Here is a 19382-nt window from a genome sequence, read left to right as displayed (position 1 = left end):
ACTCGAAACGCCTCAAGGTGCCGCCATGAAAGCCATTCTCTGCTCGCAATATTGCCAGCCCGACGACCTCGTGCTCGCAGACGTGCCGGATCCGGTGGCAGGTCCCGGCGAAGCCGTGATCGCGATCAAGGCGGCGGCGCTGAACTTCTTCGACATCCTGATGATCCAGGGCAAGTACCAGATCAAGCCGCCGTTCCCGTTCTCGCCGGCAGCCGAAGTCGCGGGCGTGATCGAAAGCATCGGGCCTGGCGTGACCGACCTCAAGGTCGGCGATCGCGTCGTCGCTTCGTGCGGCCACAACGGCGCGCGCGAAAAGATCGCGTTGCCGGCGGCAGGAATCGTGAAGATCCCTGACAATCTCGATTACGACCGCGCGGCCGGCATCATCATCATCTACGGCACCGCGCTGCATGCGCTGGAAGATCGCGCCAGCCCGAAGCCCGGCGAGACGCTCGCAGTGCTCGGCGCGGCCGGCGGCACCGGTCTCGCTGCCTGTGAACTCGGCAAGCTGATGGGCCTGAAGGTGATCGCTTGCGCCTCGTCAGACGAGAAGCTCGAATTCGCCAAGGCTCACGGCGCCGAGCTGACGCTGAACTACAGCAACGAAGACCTCAAGGAGGGTCTGCGCAAACTCACCGGCGGCAAGGGCGTCGACATCATCTTCGATCCCGTGGGTGGCACCTATGCCGAGCAGGCGCTGCGCTCGATCGCCTGGGAAGGCCGCTTCCTCGTCATCGGCTTTGCCGCCGGCGACATTCCGAAGATGCCGCTGAACCTCGCGCTGCTGAAGGGCTGCGATATCAGAGGCGTGTTCTGGGGCGCCTGGACACGGCTCAACCCGGAGAAGAACCGCGCCAATCTCGAGAAGCTGGTGAAGTGGACCGCGGAAGGAAAAATCTCCTCGCATGTCGACCGCACCTTCCCCCTGGCGCAGACCGCCGACGCACTGAAGGTGCTGGCAGGACGCCAGGCCATGGGCAAGGTGATCCTGCATCCGTAGAGATGCGTGCGGAGGCGCTACGCCGCTTCCGCCTCATCCACCCCGCGCTTCAGCGCGGCACGCGCGGCTTCGCGATGCTCCGACGTGATATGGCTGGCGACCATGCGAATGGCGGTGGCGAGAATGGCGGCGTCATCCGTGAAGCCGAGCACCGGCATCACGTCGGGGATGAAGTCGAACGGCAGGATGAAGTAAGCGATCGCGCCCAGCAGCGATGCCTGGACGTGGCGCGGGGTCTGCCGGTCGAACGCGCAGTAATAGGCGGCGAGCAGATCCTCCGTGAACGGCAGATACGCGGCGACGCGCTTCAGCTTGCGCCAGAAGCGACGGCGCACGCTGTCACGATCTTCCGCGAGCCGATCGGCCGGTTCGAAGCCGACGCTGTGTTCGGCAGCCATGTCTAGCAAACTCCCGTTGAGCCGGCGCGGCGGATCGCCGCATCCGGTGCCGATCACAACATGGGGATGCGCATTCGGCCTGCAAGGTGTCAGCCTGATGTCAGCCTGGCGATGGCGTTCATCGCGGTGGCGAGCTCGATATCGAGCTTGGTGACGCCGCCGGCGTCATGGGTCGACAGCACAACCTCGACCGTCTTGTAGACATTGCGCCATTCGGGGTGGTGATCCATCTTCTCGGCGACCAGCGCGGCCCGGGTCATGAAGCCGAAGGCCTCGTTGAAGTCCTTGAAGACAAAGGTCTTGCCGACGGCGTCGCGGCCCTGAACGTCGGTCCAGCCCGGAATACCACCCAGCGCCTGCTTGCGTGCGTCTGCCGATAGCCGTTCTGCCATGATGGCCTCCATTTCCGAGGGGAACTTTACCTTAACACCGTGCATACGGCCGAGGTTCATCCGGGATTGCGCCGATCCGCTAACCATGACGGAGATGTAACCCTGTCGGACAAGAAATTTGCTACAATTGCGGGCGTAAATCGCCGGCCAAGATGAAACTGAGCCTGAAGCGCCTGTTTGGGAGATCGATGACCGGGGGATCGAACCTGGCCGAAACGCCCTCTCCGCCTTCGCCGCGATCCGCGGCGCGGAAGACGGCACTCGTGACTCTGGCGCTGGTGCTTGCCATCATCGGCGCGCTCGCAGGCGGCTATTATTTCGCGATGCGGCCGGTGACGCTGAAGATCGCGGTCGGCCCTGCCAACAGCGACGACCTCAAGATCGTGCAGACACTGACGCAGGCCTTCGCGCAGAGCAAAGGCATCGTGCGGCTGCGCCCGATCCAGACCGAGGGTGCCACCGCCAGCGCGGCGCTGATCGCCGAAGGCAAGGCCGACCTCGCCATCGTGCGCGGCGATCTCGATGTTCCCAAGAACGCGCAAGCCGTCGCGACGTTGCGCAAGAACGTCGTGGTGCTGTGGTCGGTACCCGGCAAGGGTAAGAAGAAGGGCGCGAAGATCACCAAGATCGCGCAACTCGCCGGCCATCGTGTCGGCGTGGTCGGCAAGACGCAGGCCAACGTCAATTTGCTCAAGGTGATCCTGCAGCAATACGGCGTCGATCCCGCAAAGGTCGAGATCGTGCAATTCCCCGCGAGCGAAGTCGCCGAAGCGATCAAGGCTCAGAAGGCCGACGTCTATCTCGCGGCCGGCCCCGTCAATAGCAAGATCACCGCCGACGCGATCGCAGCCTCCGCCAAGGATGGCGGCGCGCCGACCTTCCTCGCAATCGATTCGGCCGATGCCATCGCGCAGAATCATCCGGTCTATGAAGCCTCGGAGATTCCCGCCGGCACCTATGGCGGTTCGCCCGATCGTCCCGACGACGAGGTCAAGACCATCAGCTTCTCGCACCACGTCGTGGCGCGCAAAGGCCTGTCCGAGACCACCGTCGCGGCCTTCACCCGTCAGCTCTTCGCAGTACGCCAGCAATTGCTGGCCGACTTCCCGCAGGCTGCGAAGATCGAAACGCCCGATACCGACAAGGACGCCGTGATCCCCGTGCATCCGGGCGCGGCCGCCTTCGTCGACGGCGAGGAGAAGACCTTCCTCGACAAATACAGCGACTACATCTGGTGGAGCCTGATGGCGCTCTCGGCCACGGGCTCGCTCGGCGCATGGTTCGCGGGCTACCTGAAGAAGGACGAGCGCGACACCAACAGCCATCTGCGCGAACGCCTGCTCGACATGCTCGCCGCGGCCCGCAAGAGCGAGACGATCGACGAGCTCGACCAGATGCAGGCGGAGGCCGACGATATCTTGCGAGATACGCTACGCTGCTACGATCACGGGGCGATTGAGGAAGGTGCCTTGACTGCCTTCAACATCGCGCTCGAGCAATTCCACGCCGCAGTCGCCGACCGCAAGGCCGTGCTGTTCGCCCTGCCGCAGAGCCTGCAACGGACAGGCGCGCAATTCCGGGCTGCCGGCAACGCATAAACGCGTGCGCGCGTAATTGCCGCGTCACATTGTCTCAATATAGCGTCGACTTCATCCTCGCGACCGCCGCCTCGGCGGGCGCCTGCGCGATATCGAGAGCAATCGCCATGAAGATCAAATTCTCCCGCCGCAAATTCCTCAGCACGAGTGCCGGCGCGCTCGGCGCGATCGCGATGCCGCATCTGTCGCGCGCGGCCGACCGGCCTGCAGTCACCCATGGCGTGCAATCCGGCGACGTCACTGTCGACGGCGGCGTGGTCTGGGCGCGTGCCGACCGGCCCGCGCAGATGCTGGTCGAGGTGGCGACGACCGAGTCATTCAAGGACGCCCGCGCGCTGCCGCCGATCGCGGCGCTGCCCGAGAGCGATTTCACCGCGAAGATGCTGGTCGCGAATCTGCCGGCGAGCCAGGACATCTTCTACCGCGTCCGCTTCCGCGATCTCTCCCACACCGCGATCGAAGGCGAGCCGGTGGTCGGCCGCTTCCGCACTGCGCCCGCCGACCGCCGCGACGTCAGCTTCGTCTGGGGCGGCGACGTCGCTGGCCAAGGCTGGGGCATCAATCCCGATGACGGCGGCATGGTCACGTTCGAAGCCATGCGCAAGCACCGGCCGGATTTCCTGCTGCATTCCGGCGACACCATCTACGCCGACGGCGTGATCCCCGCCGAGGTCAAGCTTGCCGACGGCAGGATATGGAAGAACGTCACGATCCCGGAGAAGGCCAAGGTTGCGGAGACGCTGGACGAGTATCGCGCCGCGCACAAATACAATTTCACCGACGACAACGTCCGCGCCTTCAATGCCGAGGTGCCTGTTTTCGTGCAGTGGGACGATCACGAAGTGACCAACAATTGGTCGCTGTCGAAGGACCTGCCGTCGACCTACAAGGTGCGCGACATCTCGATGCTTGCGGCCCGCGCGGGGCGCGCCTTCCACGAGATGTATCCGATGCGCGAGAGCATCGTCGAGCCGGGCCGGGTCTATCGCAAGATCTCCTACGGCCCGCATCTCGACGTGTTCGTGCTCGACGAGCGCAGCTATCGCGGCCCGAACGGAGCCAATCTCGAGACCGACTACGGCCCGGCCAGCTACTTCCTCGGCCCGGAGCAGATGGCGTGGCTGAAGCGCGAACTGCTCAATTCGCGCGCGACCTGGAAGGTGATCGCCTCCGACATGCCACTCAGCCTGATCGTCTATGACGATGGCGCCAACAAAAAGGGCTCGGAAGCGTTCGCGCAAGGCGATGGCCCGGCGCGTGGCCGTGAGCTCGAGATCGCCGACATCCTGCGCTTCATCAAGATGGCGCCGATCAAGAACACGGTGTGGCTGACGGCGGACGTGCACTACGCCGCCGCGCACTACTACGATCCGAACAAGGCGCATTTCCAGGATTTCGAACCGTTCTGGGAATTCGTCTCGGGGCCGCTGCACGCCGGCACGTTCGGCCCGAACGAGCTCGACAACACGTTCGGTCCCGAGGTGCGCTTCGTCAAAGCACCGGGCAGCGACAAGCAGAACCTGCCCCCGTCCGCCGGCATGCAGTTCTTCGGCCACGTCAGGATCGACGGTGCCTCGGGCCAGATGACGGTGACGCTGCGCGACCGCGCCGACGTCGCGCTGTGGTCGACCACACTCGATCCGAAATTCGCCTGAGCTGACTTAGCGGCTGCGCGCCTGCAGCGCCATCTCCAGCGCATCGCTGGAGCACGGCTTCTGCAGCCGCGGCCGTGCGGCAAACTGCGCGGGAATGCTGGTCTCCGCGCCGTAGCCGGTGACGAAGACGAAGGGGATTTCGAGCGCCGCGAGCCGTTCGGCGATCGCAAAGCTCTTCTCCCGGATCAGCTCGACGTCGAGCAGCGCGAAATCGGGCGCGCGCGCATTGATCGCATTCAGCGCCTGCGCCACGGAGCCCACGGTCCGCACCTTTCTCACGCCGAAGCCGAGCAGACGATCCTCGAAATCGATGGCGATGATCGGATCGTCCTCGACGATCAGAACATCGACAGGGATATCGGCCGAGCCGTCCGGGGAGGCAGGTATCATGATCCTGGTTATCGAGGGCTGCATGGTGTCACCGATCAGGGTGGCCTCAGGCCGACGCCTGCGCCCAGCGCATCGGAGGGTTCCCGGAACGAAACTCACCACAGAACAGTTTTGACGTCTGTCCACATGTGCACACAGCCAACGAACGGAACTCGCTAATGTGGGGAGGAGGATGGGGAGTTCACGATGGATGCGCGGATCAGCAAGACCAACGAGATCGAGAGCCGCCCCGCCAATAATCTGCTGCGGCGGCTGAACCCGGCGGACTATGCGCTGCTCGCACCGTATGTTGCCGTCGACGACGTCGGCGCCAACCATCTGCTCTACAGTCCCGGCGACGATGTCCAGGTCGTGCATTTTCCCTGCGGGCCGTCACTCGCGACATTTCTCGTGCCCAACGAAGACGGCCGCGACGTCGAGACCATTCTGGTCGGCCGCGAAGGCGCCGTGGGTGGCATCGTCAGTGAAGGATTTCTCCCGGCCTATACCCGCATCTGCGTGAAATTCGGCGGACCGTTTGCCCGCATTCACGTCGGCAAATTGGAAACGGCCAAAGCGCGCTCGCCATCGTTGCGCAACATCTTCGCCCGCTATGCCGACTGCATGCTGGCGCAGATTTTCCAGTCGACCGCCTGCAACGCGATCCACTCGATCGAGCAACGCACGGCGAAATGGATCATCGCCGCGATGGAGCGGACCGGCGACGAACGCAGCGTGCCGCTGACGCATGAGCAACTCGCCACATTGCTCGGCGTGGGACGAAGCTATGCGAGCCGCGTGCTGCAATCGTTCAAGGCCGAAGGCGTGCTCGACACGCGGCGCGGCTCGATCCTGGTCCGCAACCATGACGGCCTGCGCCTGCGCGCCTGTCTCTGCAACGACGCCGTGAAGATGCATTTCGAGGAGGTGCTGCGCGGGGTCTATCCGACCGAGGAGCCGGACCTCAGCTCCGCTCAGGGCTAGAAGGAGCCGCTGTCCCGCGAATAAAGGGCCGGTTTGGCCCGGGATACCGCTAAGCCCCGGGGATTCCCGGGCAAAAATCAATCAACCAACCTCGAAAGAACGCATTGTTTTTTGGCGTTTTTTCCCTATATTGCGCCGCAAACGCATAGGCTACCCGGTCGAGATGGCCGGGTTTCCTTTTTGGGTGTACTAGGCCCCGTTTTCCACGTTTCAGCGTTGTCCGTGAAGAGGTCCCGGCTCGACCGGCGAGATCGCGCTTAACCCATTGTCCGACCGCAAAAGAAGCTCACCCATGAATCTTCGTAACGTCGCCATCATCGCCCACGTCGACCACGGCAAGACGACCCTCGTCGACAAGCTCCTCCAGCAGTCCGGCACGTTCCGCGAGAACCAGAAGGTGACGGATCGCGCCATGGACTCCAACGATCTGGAGCGCGAGCGCGGCATCACCATTCTGGCCAAGGCGGCCTCGGTGCAGTGGAAGGACACCCGCGTCAACATCGTCGACACCCCCGGCCACGCCGATTTCGGCGGTGAGGTCGAGCGCATCCTGAACATGGTGGACGGCGCGCTGGTGCTGGTGGACGCTGCCGAAGGCCCGCTGCCGCAGACCAAGTTCGTGGTCTCCAAGGCGCTCAAGGTCGGCCTGAAGCCGATCGTCGTCATCAACAAGGTCGACCGTCCCGACGCGCGCCCGACCGAAGTCATCAACGAAGTGTTCGACCTGTTCGCGGCGCTCGACGCCAGCGAGGAGCAACTCGACTTCCCGATCCTGTACGGGTCGGCCAAGCAGGGCTGGATGGCGGAAAGCCCCGAGGGTCCGCAGGACAAGGGCATGGAGCCGCTGTTCGACCTGATCCTGCGTCACGTCGCGCCGCCGACGGTCGAGGAAGGTCCGTTCAAGATGATCGGCACCATCCTGGAAGCCAACCCCTATCTCGGCCGCATCATCACCGGCCGCATCTCGTCCGGCGTGCTCAAGCCGAACCAGCAGGTCAAGGTGCTGCATGCCGACGGCAAGCTGGTCGAGACGGGCCGTATCACCAAGATCCTGGCGTTCCGCGGTCTCGAGCGCACCCCGCTCGATGAAGCCGAAGCCGGCGACATCGTCGCCATCGCGGGCCTGACCAAGGGCACCGTCGCCGACACCTTCTGCGATCCGACCGTCGAGGTGCCGCTGCCGGCACAGCCGATCGATCCGCCGACCGTGTCGATGTCGTTCATCGTCAACAACTCACCGCTCGCCGGCACTGAAGGCGACAAGGTGACCAGCCGCATGATCCGCGACCGTCTGCTGCGCGAAGCCGAAGGCAACGTCGCGCTGCGCGTCGTCGAAGCCGCCGACAAGGACGCGATGGAAGTGTCCGGCCGCGGTGAATTGCAGCTCGCGATCCTGATCGAGACCATGCGCCGCGAGGGCTTTGAGCTCTCGGTGTCGCGCCCGCGCGTCGTGTACCAGAAGGACGAAGCGACCGGCGCCACCATGGAGCCGATCGAGGAAGTCGTGATCGACGTCGACGAGGAGCATTCCGGCGTCGTCGTGCAGAAGATGAGCGAGCGCAAGTCCGAGCTGATCGAGATGAAGCCCTCGGGCGGCAATCGTCAGCGCCTGGTGTTCTACTCGCCGACCCGCGGCCTGATCGGCTACCAGGGCGAACTGCTGACCGACACCCGCGGCACCGCGATCATGAACCGCCTGTTCCACGGCTACGCCCCGTACAAGGGCGAGATCCAGGGCCGTCGCAACGGCGTGCTGATCTCCAACGACCAGGGCGAAGCGGTGGCGTACGCCATGTTCAAGCTGGAAGACCGCGGCCCGATGATGATCGAGCCGGGCTGGAAGGTCTACAAGGGCATGATCGTCGGCGAGCACACCCGCGACAACGATCTCGAGATCAACGTGCTCAAGGGCAAGCAGCTCACCAACATCCGCACGACGTCGAAGGACGAAGCGGTGCGCCTGACCCCGCCGATCCGCATGACCCTGGAAAAGGCGCTCGCCTATATCGAGGACGACGAGCTCGTCGAGGTCACGCCGAAGTCGATCCGCCTGCGCAAGAAGCACCTCGACCCGAACGAGCGCAAGCGCGCGGAAAAGTCCAAGGAAGCGGTGGCGTAAGGCTGCCGCACGCCACAGCGCCGTAGGGTGGGCAAAGCGCAAGCGTGCCCACCACTTTGAATTCCCAATAGACGATGGTGGGCACGGCGCAAGAGCGCCTTTGCCCACCCTACGACACTCACTTTGTGGTGCCTTTAGCGCGTATCAGAGACGTGCTAGAGCCCACCCATGTCCTTCCCCTCCTCCGTCGACGTCGCAATCATCGGTGCCGGTGCAGCCGGCCTCGGCGCGGCGCATGCGCTGGCAGGCTCCGGCCTCTCCGTGATCGTGCTGGAGGCGCGCAACCGCCTCGGCGGCCGCGCCTGGACCGTGCAGGCCTCTCCTGAAGTGACCTTCGACGTCGGCTGCGGCTGGCTGCATTCGGCGGACAAGAACTCCTTCGTCCCGATCGCGCGAAAACTCGATTTCGAGCTCAACAAGGATCTGCCGCCCTGGCGCGAACGCGCCTACGGCAATGCGTTTCCGCAGAGCGAGCGCGACGATTTCATGCGCGCGATGGACGCGTTCTATGAACGCCTGTGGCACACCGCGCAGAAGGGCAAGGACGAGCCCGCGAGCCGCAGCCTCGAGCCCGGCAATCGCTGGAATCCGATGATCGACGCGATCTCGACCTATATCAACGGCTGCGAACTCAAGGACATGTCGACGCTGGACTGGGACGCCTATGAGGACAGCGAGCTCAACTGGCGCGTCCGCCGCGGCTATGGCGCACTGGTCGCGGCCTATGGGACGGCATGTCCTGTCGCGTTGAACTGCAACGTCACGCTGATCGATCATTCAGACAAGCGCATCCGCATCGAGACATCGCGGGGCAAGCTGACCACGAACAAGGTGATCGTCACCGTGCCGACCAATCTGATCGCCGACGAAGCGATCCGCTTCTCCCCGCCGCTTCCCGCCAAGGTCGATGCCGCAGCCGGCCTGCCGCTCGGCGTCGACGACAAGGTGACGCTGGCGCTCGACGGCGCCGAAACCTTCCCGAAGGAAGGCAATCTGCGCGGTGCCACCATGCGCACCGAGATGGGCACCTACCACATCCGTCCTTTCGGCCAACCCTGCATCGAAGGCTTCTTCGGCGGCAGCTTTGCCCGCCAATTGGAAGCCGCCGGCGACGGCGCCATCGCCGCGCACAGCATCGACGAGATCGCAGGCTTCCTCGGCAACGACATCCGCCGCAAGCTGAAGCCGCTGCGTGAGTCTCGCTGGGGACAAGACCCATTTGCCCGCGGCTCCTACTCGCACGCGCTGCCGGGGCATGCAGGAGACCGCGCCGTGCTGGCAGCGCCGGTGGATGGACGGTTGTTCTTCGCCGGCGAAGCGACGTCGCCGAATTTCTTCACGACGGCGCATGGGGCGCGGGACAGCGGCGAGCGGGCGGCGAAGGAAGTGCTGGCGGTTTGGGGCAAACGATAAGCCCCATGCTCTGTCATTGCGAGCGCCGCGAAGCAATCCAGAATCTTTCCGCGGAGGTAGTCTGGATTGCTTCGTCGCTTCGCTCCTCGCAATGACGAGGAGATACTATTCAATCACCCGTGCCCGCAGATCGGCATCCGGCACGAAGCACGCATCGTACTTGCCAAAGATGCGATAGCGATTGCGCGCGATGAGGCTGTAGACCGGATCTCGCAGCGGCTTTGGTACGGCGAACAATGCGCGTACCCAGCCCCACCCCGGAAGCAGCGACAGTACGGTCAGCGCCGCATCCGACTTCATGAACACTTCCCCGCCATGGACGACAGCGTTCGTATCGGGATCATCCGGGTCGATGCCGAATGTTCGCGCCAGCCTCGCACCATAATCCGACTGGATCGGCGTGAAGCGAAACCGTTTTGCAGCGTCGCGCCGTGCGACGAACCTCACCCAGCGCGAGCAGAAGATGCAGACGCCGTCGAACAGGATCACGTCATCATCGGGCCATTTACTCATCAGCGATTGTCCAGAATCAGCAGCGCGACCAGCATCAGCACGATTGCCGGTCCCGTTTTGACCAGCGCACCGAGCGGTTCGATCCAGAGGTCGGGCGTCAGGATCGCCGCGCCGAACATGTAGCCGAGCGAGGCGACGATGCCTGCCACTAGCCCGATCGCAGCCGTGCGACGGAAGGCGATCAGCACGCCGATACTCATATCCATCAGGCTGGTGCCGATGGTGACGGGATCGACCAGCGCGGGCGGGAAGTTGTGCGCGGTCAAGATGCCGGCGGCGGCCCGGTAGGACACGACCAGGGCGATCAAGCCGGAGATGAGCCAGAATGTGACCAGGCTCGCGACAATCAGCGCCTTGATCAGGAACAGCCGGGCGAACCATTTGTCCTGGATGGTGGCGGGGTGGCGCCCGACCGTTTCCGTCAACGTCTTCGGGACGATGCCCGTGGCGGCGACCCATGCCGAGGGATCGCCTTGCACGCCGCGGCGGAGCTCGGCGATCGCGGTGGAGCGCATCGGCGGCATCCAGCCGAGATAGTTCGCGAGATCGCCGACCTTCGCGCCGAGATCGAGCATGAAAGACGGCATCGTGACACACGGCCAGCCGGCCGTGCCGAACGCGAAGCGGAACTGCTTGATGACCCCGGCCATCGTGATCGGCTCGGATTGCATGAGGTCCCAGCTCACCGCCTTCACGGACGCATCGCCGATCTCGCGCGCCGCGAGCCAAGCGATGGTCGCGGAGATATCCTCGACTGCGACGGGCTGGAATGGCGTCGCCATCTCCTTGCCCGGCAAGTCGAGCGGGAAGGCGGCGAGCGCGCGCAGCATGGCGCTGCCGCCATAAGCCGAGGGTGCGACCACAAAACCGGGTCGCAGGATCGCATGAGGAACGCCTGATTCCGCGATCAGGTGCTCGGCCTGGCGCTTGGTCATGGCGAACGCGGTGCGATCGGCTTCGGCGGCTCCGGGAATCGAGATGTGAACCAGCCGGATCGCGCGGCTGCTGGTGGCGATGGCCTGAAGCAGGCGCATGACAAAGTCGCGATGAACTGCGTTGGTGTCGCTGCCGGGGCCATCCTGGAGCACGCCGAGGCAGTTCACGACGACATCCACCGCATGCTCACTCAACAGGCGCGTCAATGCGGTCGTATCGAGCGACAAGATTGGAAGCTCGAGATCGAGTGCGCTCAGCTGCTGCGCCGGTGACAGGCTGCGCGCGAGACCGACCACGCGCAAACCGCGCGCGCGCAGATCGTCAGTCACGAAGCGGCCGATCAGACCGGAGGCGCCGAGTACCAGAATGGTTCGCTGGGTCATCGCGTCTTTCAAAACGGTTTTGCGATCATCAGCCAGAGGATGAGCATGGTGGCACCGAAGCCGGGAAAGCCGAACGCGAACCAGCGGCGGAACAGGATGAAGTAGCGCTCCGGCAGCGCGGCGTGCTGCTCGGCAGCCTTGCGCGCGAGATCGCGCATCTCGATCTGCATGACGACGACGGGAATCCAGAACAGGCCAGCGACTGCGTAAAGCGCGAGCGAGGCGAGGACCCAATGTTCGGTGATGGCCGTTGCAGAAAGCATCATCAGCAGGCCGCCCGTGACCGGCTGCAGGATCACCGCCGAGAGCGTGAAGATCGCATCCGCAATCACCACGATCGACGCCGTGCGTGCGATGAACTCCGCGTTATCGGTGCGATGCGCCATCAGCATGAAGAACGCGATGCCGGTCCCGGTGCCGAGAATGACGATGGCGCCGAGCACGTGCAGATATTTGACCACGAAATACAGCGTCATGGCTTCCTGGGCGCGGCAGGTTTCGGCAGATTCAGCGCGCGCGCGAGTTCGCTGCCTGCGGCCTGGACGCCAGCCTCGGTCTCGATCATCCAATGGCCCTCGCTGCCCACCGCCGGCAGCGTGCGCAAATCGTCCCTGCCGCCGCCGCCGCGAAACGCGTCCGCCAAAGCCTTGGAGAACGCCGGCGCAAAATAGCTGTCATTGGCCGCGACCAGCGAAGTGACGGGAATGCGCGCCGTCTTGCCGAATTCGGCAGCGGCGGCAAGAAGCGTATGTGGCGCGCAGACCTTGTTCGGTTCGTCATTGGCGTGGCCGCCGCGCCCCGGCGCAAACGCGATGATCGCGGAAATAACCTTCGGATCACCGTTCGCAAGCGCAAGTGCGCCCCAGTCGCCCGCCGAATGACCGATCACGGCGGCAGCATCCTTGCGAATAAAATCCTGCTTTTGCAGATAATCCAGAGCGCGTGAAATTTCCTCCGCGGTGGCGCGGCCAGCGCGTGCATAATCGGCTTCGTCGCAGCCGCCCTGATCCTCGACATAGCGGCCACCGGTCGCGCCATGGCCGAGCCTTTCGGGCACCAGCACGGCAAAACCGCGTGCGACGAGAAACGCGGCGAGTGCGCGATATTCCGGCTGCGGCATTTGCGTACGACGGAGCACGTTCTGCGTCGACGCATGTGCGATCACCGCAAGCCGGAATGGACCGGCGCCGACTGGACGAAACAACAGTGCGCGCGCGGCAATGTCGGTATCCGGCGACGGAACGCGCCATTCCTGGCGGCGCAACGGCTCGCCCTCCGGTCCCGATGGCCCAAACGTGACCTGCGCGCACACAGGCGACGCGGTCAGCAGGACCAGCAGAAACAGGACTGCAAGAGTGTCAGGGAGCCGCATGATTTGCCGGGGCGAGCACGGATGGCGACGGTCACACTAGTAGGAACGAATCATTTGGGGCGGACTTTCTGCGCTGCCATGACCGTTCATTCGTTGTCGCAAAGCAGTTTTGCACCGACGCATGGCATGTCGGTGCCGTCCGAAATGGCGCCTTGTCTTTTTTCGGCACAACATGGTTAAAAAACTGATGCAGAAAATCCACACGTTAACCGATAATTAACGATAGGTCTTGCCGCCGGCGCGGCGACTTGGTTTGATCGCGTTCATGAGCACAACCCTGATCGAGGTCCGGCCGGCCAAAGCTGCAGATGCAACTGCGGTGGCGTCCACCCATGACGAAGCCTGGCGCTCCGCCTATCAGGGGATCATTCCCGGTGCCGAGCTGGAGAAGCTGATCAACCGCCGCGGTCCGCAGTGGTGGGATAGCGCGATCCGCAAGGGCAGCCGTGTCAGTGTGCTCGTATTCGGCGACAAGATCGCGGGCTATGCGAATTACGGCCGCAACCGCGCCCGCAGCCTGCATTTCGACGGCGAAATCTACGAGCTCTACCTGCGTCCGGAATTCCAGGGCCTCGGCTTCGGCCGCCGCCTGTTCGCCGCCGCCCGCCGCGACCTCATGCAGAGCAATTTGAAGAGCATGGTGGTGTGGGCGCTCTCGGACAACGATCCGGCGACCGAGTTCTACCGCGCCCTGGGCGGCCGCATGGTGGCCCGCTCCTCGGAGCGCTTCGGGCCGAAGGCGCTCGACAAGGTTGCCTTCGCCTGGACGAACTAAGTTCGGACCCATTGAGCTGCTGAAACCTTAATCGGCACCGCTTCCCATCCGTCAATACCACCAGGCGCTTGCTCCGGTGGTCGCCGGATTCATTTTTTCACAAAAACACCATGGATCGGCGGCACAAGCCCGCGTATGACAGCGCCGAAAATCGCTGCCGGGCGAGAGCTAATTTCGGCAATAACGGAGCCTTTCTAATGCGTATCGATGCGATCTCGATCGGAAAAAACGTCCCCCAGGATGTCAACGTCATCATCGAAGTCCCCGTGGGCGGCGAACCGATCAAATACGAGATGGACAAGGAGGCCGGCACGCTGGTGGTCGATCGCTTCCTCTACACGCCGATGCGTTACCCCGGTAACTACGGCTTCATTCCGCACACCCTGTCCGACGACGGCGACCCCTGCGACGTGCTGATCGTGAACACCCGCGCGATCATTCCCGGCGCGGTCATGAGCGTGCGCCCGGTCGGGGTGCTGTTCATGGAAGACGAGGCCGGCGGCGACGAGAAGATTCTGGCGGTGCCGTCGTCAAAGCTGACGCAGCGCTACGACAAGGTGAGGTCGTATTCCGACCTGCCCGACATCACGCTCCAGCAGATCCAGCACTTCTTCGAGCACTACAAGGATCTCGAGAAGGGCAAGTGGGTGAAGATCACGCGCTGGGGCGGTCCCGAGGAAGCGCAGAAGCTGATCCTCGAAGGCATCGAGCGCGAGAAGAAAAAGAAGGTGTGAGGCATCCGTGTCCCGGACGCGGCGCGGCATGAAATGACGCGACGCTGAGCCGGGACCCATGCCGCGACTTGGCCGGCTCAGCCGCGCACCGCTGAAGAAGCGCTGCGCTGCGTTGCGTCCGGGGCACGGAGCGCGGCTACACCGCCGGCTTCGGCATGCCGGCGATCGCGCAAGCCGCACGCAGCGTATTCACGAGCAGGCAGGCGACCGTCATCTGGCCGACGCCTCCCGGCACCGGCGTGATCGCACCGGCAACGCCAAGCGCTTCCTGGTAGGCGACATCGCCGACGAGACGGGTCTTTCCATCGGCCTTCGGAATGCGGTTGATGCCGATGTCGATCACGGTCGCACCCGGCTTCAGCCAATCGCCGCGCACCATCTCGGGCCTGCCGACTGCGGCGTAGACGAGGTCGGCCTGCTTCACGATCCCGGGCAGGTCGCGCGAGCGCGAATGGGCGATCGTCACCGTGGCGTTCTCGTTCAGCAGCAATTGCACCAGCGGGCGCCCGACCAGATTGGAGCGGCCGATCACGACGGCGTTCATGCCCTCCAGCGAGCCGTGCACGCTCTTGGTCAGGATGATGCAGCCGAGCGGCGTGCAGGGCGACAGCGCCTCGAAGCCGCCGGCGAGCCGTCCGGCATTGTTCGGATGCAGGCCGTCGACATCCTTGGCGGGATCGATGGCGTTGATCACGGCCTCGGTGTTCAAGCCCTTGGGCAACGGCAACTGCACGAGAATGCCGTGTACGGCGGGATCGCGGTTGAGCTTCGCAACCACCGCCAGCAGGTCAGCCTGCGAGACGTCCGCGGGCAGCTTGTGCTCGAACGAGGCCATGCCCGCAGCCTGGGTCTGCGTATGCTTCGAGCGGACATAGACTTCGCTGGCCGGATCATGGCCGACCAGGACCACTGCGAGGCCAGGCACCAGACCGTGCTCGCGCTTGACACGGGCGACTTCGTCGGCGACGCGAGCGCGAAGTTCTGCGGCAATGATTTTTCCGTCGATGATCTTGGCCGTCATATCGGTTCCCTTAGTCTGTCGATTTCGCCGGTGCTAACTCGCGCAACGATTCGGCAAGTCGCGCCGGATCGCCCGCGACGGCGACCTGCTTCAACCGCGACGTCGCCCCTGAGAGGAGGCTGACGCTGGCCTTGGGCACACCGAGCGATTTGGCCAGCAACGCCAGAACCGCGCGATTGGCCTCGCCACCATCGGCAATGGCTCGCACGCGCAGCTTCAACACGCTGCGGCCGTCGGACAGTTGCTCGATCCCGTCGATGCCGTCACGCCCGCCACGCGGCGTCACCCGCAATGCAATGGTGACGCCCGTGATGGAGGTTCGCCAAGGCTCGATCAAGGCTCCGCCGCGGTTCCTCTGGCCTAAGGCACGTTCGGATAAACGTACTCGGCGAGATAAAGCTGGATCAACCAAAGCACGAAGAACGCAACGATCGGAGACATATCCAGCCCGCCCATGCTGGGCAGCCTGCGCCGGATCGGCCCCAGGACCGGCTCGGTAATTCGATAGAGGAACTCCGCGACCGCACCGACGAACTGGTTGCGGGTGTTCACGACGTTGAATGCGATCAACCAGGACAGAATTGCCGATGCGATCAGCAGGTAGATGTACAGATTGATGATCTGGATCAGGATGAAGACTATCGGGCGCATCAGCGAAACACTCTCTGAGCCTGTGTCGTGGGATGATTATCGCTAGATATCGGTTCCCCCCGGCCCAAACAAGGGAAGTCGGTGCCCGGATGGCTAAAACCCCCTTACACCCGTCCTTGACTTGACCTTGGCGGGGACTTAAATGGCGCCCGGTTGTCGGCCGCGTTTACCAGAGCGGCCAGCAAAGGGGCCATAGCTCAGCTGGGAGAGCGCGTCGTTCGCAATGACGAGGTCGGCGGTTCGATCCCGCCTGGCTCCACCACGCTTCACCCTTCGGGCTACGCGTGGCGCAGTCGCGCAGAGCCCGAAGGACGAAGCGTGGCATCCGGCGAAGCCCAGAGGGCGAAGACGGACTTAGATCCCCTACTTCCCCGTAAACCTCGGCGGCCGCTTCTCCATGAAGCTCGCGACCCCCTCCCGGAAATCACTCCCGTTGAGTGCCACCATCATTTCCCTGTTGGCCTCGATCGTGGCCTCGGCCAGCGTCTGGAACGGCACGTCGTAGAGCTGCCGCTTGATCGTGGCCATCGCGCTCGGCGAGACGAAATCGGCGAGGTCGCGCGCATAGGCGTAGGTTTCCTCGCGCAGCTTTTCAGGTGAACAAAGCCGGTTGACCAAGCCGATTCGCAGCGCCTCGTCGCTCGAAACGCGACGCGCCGAGAGCAGCAGGTCCATCGCGTTGGCGTGCCCCACGATGCGCGGCAGCATCCAGCTGATGCCGTGCTCGGCAATCAGGCCGCGTCGCGCGAAGGCCGTCGTAAATACGGTGTTGTCGGCGGCAAAGCGCAGGTCGCAATAGAGCGCGTGGACAAGACCGATGCCGGCGGTTGCGCCGTTGAGCATCGCGATGACAGGCTTGCCGATCGACGGATAGAAGCCGTAGCGCGTCTGCCAGTCCGGGCGGCGATTCATGTCGAAGGGCGGCAGGTTCGAAGCGCGCCTGACGTCGTTGGGATCGAGCCCTTTCAGTGCATCCATGTCGGCGCCGGCGCAGAAGGCGCGGCCCGCGCCGGTCAGCACGATGACGCGAACATTGTCATCGGCGCTCGACGCCTCCATCGCATGGCGCACGTCGCGCTCCATCGTCGGCGTCCACGCATTCATGCGATCGGGGCGATTGAGCGTGATGGTCGCGATCTTGTCGCTCACCTCATAGAGAATATGCTCGTAAGCCATCGCGCTCTCCCTGTTTGCCGGCACGCGTTCGCGCGCGCTCGTTGGCAGCGAGCCTAGCATATCCGGGAATGGAGCAACGACTTGCGCGAAGGCGCGATCACTCGGCGGCTTGTGCCAGCACTGGCCGGCGCGCCAGCCAGCCGCCGATGAAATGATCGAGCCAGGCGCGTTCCGCGGTGTCGTAAACGGCGCGGTCCGCAAAATGATGATGCCGCTCGCGCGCGCCGGGCGCGCTGAGGCCGTCATAGCCGCGCGTGGTCCAGCAATGCATCATGGCGTAGGTCACATCAGGATGAAACTGTACGCCGAAGGCATTGCCGGCACGGAAGGCCTGGATCGGGAAATCATCGCCTTCCGCCAGCAATTCCGCGCCGCGCGGCAACTCAAACCCTTCGCGATGCCAGTGATAGACCTGCGCCGGCCAGGACGGGCAGAGCGCATGACCCGCCGCCGTCGGGCGGACCGGGTAATAGCCGATCTGGGTCAGCGCCTCCGGATGCGGCGCGACGCGCGCGCCGAGCTGCATCGCCAGCATCTGCGCGCCGAGGCAGATGCCGAGCAACGGCCGCTGTTCGCGGAGCGGAATTTCGATCCAGTCGATCTCGCGGCGGATGTAATCGTCGGGATCATTGGCGCTCATCGGGCCACCGAAGATGACGGCACCGGCGTGCCGGTCGAGTGTATCCGGCAAGGGATCGCCGAAGCGTGGCCTGCGAATGTCGAGTCGATGGCCGAGAGCGCGCAGCGCATTGCCGACGCGGCCTGGTGTGGAGGATTCCTGGTGCAGGACGATCAGAACCGGCAGCTGAGGTTCAGGGGCGGTCGCGCTCGGCGTCCTTCCGGGGAAGGGCACCAATTTTGCGCCACCAAACCTGTTCGTCCGAAACGACATGGTCTCTGCGAGTGCTATCGGTTCAAGCCGACAGCATAGCTAAACGGTGGTTAACATCGTGTGAGTTTGCGCACACACGCGCCAATGCTGAAGCACACTCCGGGCCACTACGGATGCCGCCAGCTTTCCTCAGTGTCGCTGCCGCTGGAACCGGCTGGTGGCGGACAGGATGAAGCCGCGCGGGAAGAAACGGAGTGCGAACGGCACAATCTTGATGCCGAGACCCGGCAGCACCGCCCGCTTGTTCGCCATCAAGCCGCGATAAGCCTGCCGCGCGACGTCGGCGGCCGGGACGTTGAGCATCGCGGTATCATGCCCGGAGCCAACGCCGGCGCGCCCCTGGAATTCGGTTTGCACCGGTCCCGGGCAGAGCACGGTGACACGAACACCGCGCGGCGCGAGCTCCGCCCGCAACGCCTCGGTGAGCGAGATCACATAGGCCTTCGATGCGTAATAGACGGCCATACCGGGACCCGGCAGAAAGCCCGCGACGGAGCCGACATTGAGCAGGCCGCCCTTGTTCCTGATGAGCTGATCGGCAAAGCGCAGCGACAGGTCGGTCAGTGCCCGGACGTTGACATCGACGATGCCGACCTGTTCGTCGCGGTCGCGCTCGATCGCGTCACCGAACACGCCGAAGCCGGCATTGTTGACGAGATTGTCGAGCTCGACCTCTTCGGCAGCGAGCGCGGCGGCAATCCGCTCGCCGGCATCGGCTTGCTGGAGATCGCAGGCGATCACGATCGGCTTCTTGCCGCATCTGGAGGTGAGCTCGTCGGCGAGCGCCTCGAGCCGGTCGGCACGTCGCGCCGTCAGCGCGAGCCGGTGCCCGTTCGCGGCAAATACACGCGCCAGCTCCGTGCCAATACCCGCCGAGGCACCGGTGATCAACGTTACCCGCTCAGTCACGATCGCTATCTCTTGTATGAAGTTTTTTGCCCCGTAATGATGGAACTGGAGCATAGGCCGCTCGCGACAAGCAAGCGGCGCCGGCAGCATGG

At 64.1% G+C, this 19382-nt stretch carries 21 protein-coding genes and 1 tRNA gene; 9 read left to right on the top strand and 13 right to left on the bottom strand.

Going from position 1 to position 19382, the window contains the following annotated elements; translation table 11 throughout:
* Nucleotides 1–25 precede the first annotated feature (25 nt).
* Nucleotides 26–1000, top strand: coding sequence for an NADPH:quinone oxidoreductase family protein (locus JQ631_RS19710; protein ID WP_212328317.1), 975 nt, complete (start codon nucleotides 26–28; stop codon nucleotides 998–1000).
* Nucleotides 1001–1017: 17 nt separating this feature from the next.
* On the opposite strand, the gene JQ631_RS19705 is transcribed toward JQ631_RS19710, so the two are convergent.
* Together JQ631_RS19705 and JQ631_RS19700 are read right to left on the bottom strand one after the other, a co-directional pair.
* Nucleotides 1018–1398, bottom strand: a complete 381-nt coding sequence (locus JQ631_RS19705; RefSeq protein ID WP_212328316.1) for a YkvA family protein — start codon at nucleotides 1396–1398, stop codon at nucleotides 1018–1020.
* Nucleotides 1399–1487: 89 nt separating this feature from the next.
* On the bottom strand, nucleotides 1488–1790 hold the full coding sequence (locus JQ631_RS19700) for a 4a-hydroxytetrahydrobiopterin dehydratase (RefSeq protein WP_212328315.1): 303 nt from the start codon (nucleotides 1788–1790) through the stop codon (nucleotides 1488–1490).
* Nucleotides 1791–1942: 152 nt separating this feature from the next.
* On the opposite strand from JQ631_RS19700, the gene JQ631_RS19695 reads away from it, so the two are divergent.
* On the top strand, nucleotides 1943–3388 hold the full coding sequence (locus tag JQ631_RS19695; RefSeq protein ID WP_212328314.1) for a TAXI family TRAP transporter solute-binding subunit: 1446 nt from the start codon (nucleotides 1943–1945) through the stop codon (nucleotides 3386–3388).
* 107 nt (nucleotides 3389–3495) lie between these two features.
* On the top strand, nucleotides 3496–5043 hold the full coding sequence (locus JQ631_RS19690) for an alkaline phosphatase D family protein (RefSeq protein ID WP_212328313.1): 1548 nt from the start codon (nucleotides 3496–3498) through the stop codon (nucleotides 5041–5043).
* Nucleotides 5044–5049: 6 nt separating this feature from the next.
* On the opposite strand, the gene JQ631_RS19685 is transcribed toward JQ631_RS19690, so the two are convergent.
* A complete protein-coding gene (locus tag JQ631_RS19685) occupies nucleotides 5050–5433 on the bottom strand; it encodes a response regulator (protein WP_212328312.1) in 384 nt (127 codons plus the stop codon).
* Nucleotides 5434–5619: 186 nt separating this feature from the next.
* Between JQ631_RS19685 and JQ631_RS19680 the strand changes: the two genes are divergently transcribed.
* From JQ631_RS19680 to JQ631_RS19670, 3 genes are all read left to right on the top strand, one after another.
* Nucleotides 5620–6396: a Crp/Fnr family transcriptional regulator gene (locus tag JQ631_RS19680; protein WP_212328311.1), complete on the top strand. Its 777-nt coding sequence runs from the start codon at nucleotides 5620–5622 to the stop codon at nucleotides 6394–6396.
* 292 nt (nucleotides 6397–6688) lie between these two features.
* The gene (gene typA / locus JQ631_RS19675) at nucleotides 6689–8515 is read left to right on the top strand and encodes a translational GTPase TypA (protein ID WP_212328310.1); all 1827 of its coding nucleotides are present in this window, start codon (nucleotides 6689–6691) and stop codon (nucleotides 8513–8515) included.
* A 168-nt stretch (nucleotides 8516–8683) separates the two neighbouring features.
* Nucleotides 8684–9928, top strand: a complete 1245-nt coding sequence (locus JQ631_RS19670; RefSeq protein ID WP_212328309.1) for a flavin monoamine oxidase family protein — start codon at nucleotides 8684–8686, stop codon at nucleotides 9926–9928.
* Nucleotides 9929–10033: 105 nt separating this feature from the next.
* Here the strand turns inward: JQ631_RS19670 and JQ631_RS19665 are convergent, their stop codons facing one another.
* Genes JQ631_RS19665 through JQ631_RS19650 form a run of 4 tightly spaced genes read right to left on the bottom strand, consistent with a single transcriptional unit; the run spans nucleotide 10034 to nucleotide 13132 of the window.
* Nucleotides 10034–10441 (bottom strand): thiol-disulfide oxidoreductase DCC family protein, encoded by a 408-nt coding sequence (locus tag JQ631_RS19665; protein ID WP_212328308.1) that lies wholly within the window; start codon nucleotides 10439–10441, stop codon nucleotides 10034–10036.
* Entirely contained in the window at nucleotides 10441–11760 is a 1320-nt protein-coding gene (locus JQ631_RS19660) for an SDR family oxidoreductase (protein WP_212328307.1), read from the bottom strand. The genes JQ631_RS19665 and JQ631_RS19660 overlap by 1 nt, the downstream gene beginning before the upstream one ends.
* An 8-nt stretch (nucleotides 11761–11768) precedes the next feature.
* A complete protein-coding gene (locus JQ631_RS19655) occupies nucleotides 11769–12236 on the bottom strand; it encodes a DUF2269 family protein (protein ID WP_212328306.1) in 468 nt (155 codons plus the stop codon).
* A complete protein-coding gene (locus tag JQ631_RS19650) occupies nucleotides 12233–13132 on the bottom strand; it encodes a dienelactone hydrolase family protein (protein WP_212328305.1) in 900 nt (299 codons plus the stop codon). Before JQ631_RS19650 ends, JQ631_RS19655 begins: the two co-directional genes overlap by 4 nt.
* A gap of 265 nt (nucleotides 13133–13397) precedes the next feature.
* Here JQ631_RS19650 and JQ631_RS19645 point away from each other — a divergent pair, with 265 nt between their 5' ends.
* Complete coding sequence (locus JQ631_RS19645; RefSeq protein ID WP_128949012.1) at nucleotides 13398–13907, top strand: GNAT family N-acetyltransferase; 510 nt, start codon at nucleotides 13398–13400, stop codon at nucleotides 13905–13907.
* A gap of 197 nt (nucleotides 13908–14104) precedes the next feature.
* The gene (gene ppa, locus JQ631_RS19640) at nucleotides 14105–14641 is read left to right on the top strand and encodes an inorganic diphosphatase (protein WP_212328304.1); all 537 of its coding nucleotides are present in this window, start codon (nucleotides 14105–14107) and stop codon (nucleotides 14639–14641) included.
* Between the two features lie 136 nt (nucleotides 14642–14777).
* On the opposite strand, the gene folD is transcribed toward ppa, so the two are convergent.
* The 3 genes from folD to JQ631_RS19625 are packed head-to-tail and all read right to left on the bottom strand — an operon-like array spanning nucleotide 14778 to nucleotide 16313.
* Complete coding sequence (folD, locus tag JQ631_RS19635) at nucleotides 14778–15662, bottom strand: bifunctional methylenetetrahydrofolate dehydrogenase/methenyltetrahydrofolate cyclohydrolase FolD (protein WP_212328303.1); 885 nt, start codon at nucleotides 15660–15662, stop codon at nucleotides 14778–14780.
* A 10-nt stretch (nucleotides 15663–15672) separates the two neighbouring features.
* A complete protein-coding gene (locus JQ631_RS19630; protein WP_212328656.1) occupies nucleotides 15673–15996 on the bottom strand; it encodes a DUF167 domain-containing protein in 324 nt (107 codons plus the stop codon).
* Nucleotides 15997–16022: 26 nt separating this feature from the next.
* Complete coding sequence (locus JQ631_RS19625) at nucleotides 16023–16313, bottom strand: YggT family protein (protein WP_045004511.1); 291 nt, start codon at nucleotides 16311–16313, stop codon at nucleotides 16023–16025.
* Nucleotides 16314–16499: 186 nt separating this feature from the next.
* On the opposite strand from JQ631_RS19625, the gene JQ631_RS19620 reads away from it, so the two are divergent.
* A tRNA-Ala gene (locus tag JQ631_RS19620) sits at nucleotides 16500–16575 on the top strand.
* Nucleotides 16576–16676: 101 nt separating this feature from the next.
* On the opposite strand, the gene JQ631_RS19615 is transcribed toward JQ631_RS19620, so the two are convergent.
* The 3 genes from JQ631_RS19615 to JQ631_RS19605 all read right to left on the bottom strand — a co-directional run bounded on the left by JQ631_RS19615 (nucleotide 16677) and on the right by JQ631_RS19605 (nucleotide 19290).
* On the bottom strand, nucleotides 16677–17489 hold the full coding sequence (locus JQ631_RS19615; protein WP_212328302.1) for an enoyl-CoA hydratase: 813 nt from the start codon (nucleotides 17487–17489) through the stop codon (nucleotides 16677–16679).
* 97 nt (nucleotides 17490–17586) lie between these two features.
* Nucleotides 17587–18381 (bottom strand): glutamine amidotransferase, encoded by a 795-nt coding sequence (locus tag JQ631_RS19610; RefSeq protein ID WP_212328301.1) that lies wholly within the window; start codon nucleotides 18379–18381, stop codon nucleotides 17587–17589.
* Between the two features lie 129 nt (nucleotides 18382–18510).
* A complete protein-coding gene (locus JQ631_RS19605) occupies nucleotides 18511–19290 on the bottom strand; it encodes an SDR family NAD(P)-dependent oxidoreductase (RefSeq protein WP_212328300.1) in 780 nt (259 codons plus the stop codon).
* Nucleotides 19291–19382 lie beyond the last annotated feature (92 nt).

The organism is Bradyrhizobium manausense (assembly GCF_018131105.1).
Lineage (GTDB): Bacteria > Pseudomonadota > Alphaproteobacteria > Rhizobiales > Xanthobacteraceae > Bradyrhizobium > Bradyrhizobium manausense_B.
This window is presented reverse-complemented; position numbering and strand designations above follow the sequence as displayed.

Coding starts and splice junctions, on each gene's coding strand:
- JQ631_RS19625 (WP_045004511.1), bottom strand. CDS start 16,313: ATGCGCCCGATAGTCTTCATCCTGATCCAGATCATCAATCTGTACATC.
- JQ631_RS19670 (WP_212328309.1), top strand. CDS start 8,684: ATGTCCTTCCCCTCCTCCGTCGACGTCGCAATCATCGGTGCCGGTGCA.
- JQ631_RS19700 (WP_212328315.1), bottom strand. CDS start 1,790: ATGGCAGAACGGCTATCGGCAGACGCACGCAAGCAGGCGCTGGGTGGT.
- JQ631_RS19690 (WP_212328313.1), top strand. CDS start 3,496: ATGAAGATCAAATTCTCCCGCCGCAAATTCCTCAGCACGAGTGCCGGC.
- JQ631_RS19710 (WP_212328317.1), top strand. CDS start 26: ATGAAAGCCATTCTCTGCTCGCAATATTGCCAGCCCGACGACCTCGTG.
- JQ631_RS19705 (WP_212328316.1), bottom strand. CDS start 1,398: ATGGCTGCCGAACACAGCGTCGGCTTCGAACCGGCCGATCGGCTCGCG.
- ppa (WP_212328304.1), top strand. CDS start 14,105: ATGCGTATCGATGCGATCTCGATCGGAAAAAACGTCCCCCAGGATGTC.
- JQ631_RS19660 (WP_212328307.1), bottom strand. CDS start 11,760: ATGACCCAGCGAACCATTCTGGTACTCGGCGCCTCCGGTCTGATCGGC.
- typA (WP_212328310.1), top strand. CDS start 6,689: ATGAATCTTCGTAACGTCGCCATCATCGCCCACGTCGACCACGGCAAG.
- JQ631_RS19665 (WP_212328308.1), bottom strand. CDS start 10,441: ATGAGTAAATGGCCCGATGATGACGTGATCCTGTTCGACGGCGTCTGC.
- JQ631_RS19680 (WP_212328311.1), top strand. CDS start 5,620: ATGGATGCGCGGATCAGCAAGACCAACGAGATCGAGAGCCGCCCCGCC.
- JQ631_RS19610 (WP_212328301.1), bottom strand. CDS start 18,381: ATGTCGTTTCGGACGAACAGGTTTGGTGGCGCAAAATTGGTGCCCTTC.
- JQ631_RS19695 (WP_212328314.1), top strand. CDS start 1,943: ATGAAACTGAGCCTGAAGCGCCTGTTTGGGAGATCGATGACCGGGGGA.
- JQ631_RS19615 (WP_212328302.1), bottom strand. CDS start 17,489: ATGGCTTACGAGCATATTCTCTATGAGGTGAGCGACAAGATCGCGACC.
- JQ631_RS19645 (WP_128949012.1), top strand. CDS start 13,398: ATGAGCACAACCCTGATCGAGGTCCGGCCGGCCAAAGCTGCAGATGCA.
- JQ631_RS19685 (WP_212328312.1), bottom strand. CDS start 5,433: ATGATACCTGCCTCCCCGGACGGCTCGGCCGATATCCCTGTCGATGTT.
- folD (WP_212328303.1), bottom strand. CDS start 15,662: ATGACGGCCAAGATCATCGACGGAAAAATCATTGCCGCAGAACTTCGC.
- JQ631_RS19650 (WP_212328305.1), bottom strand. CDS start 13,132: ATGCGGCTCCCTGACACTCTTGCAGTCCTGTTTCTGCTGGTCCTGCTG.
- JQ631_RS19655 (WP_212328306.1), bottom strand. CDS start 12,236: ATGACGCTGTATTTCGTGGTCAAATATCTGCACGTGCTCGGCGCCATC.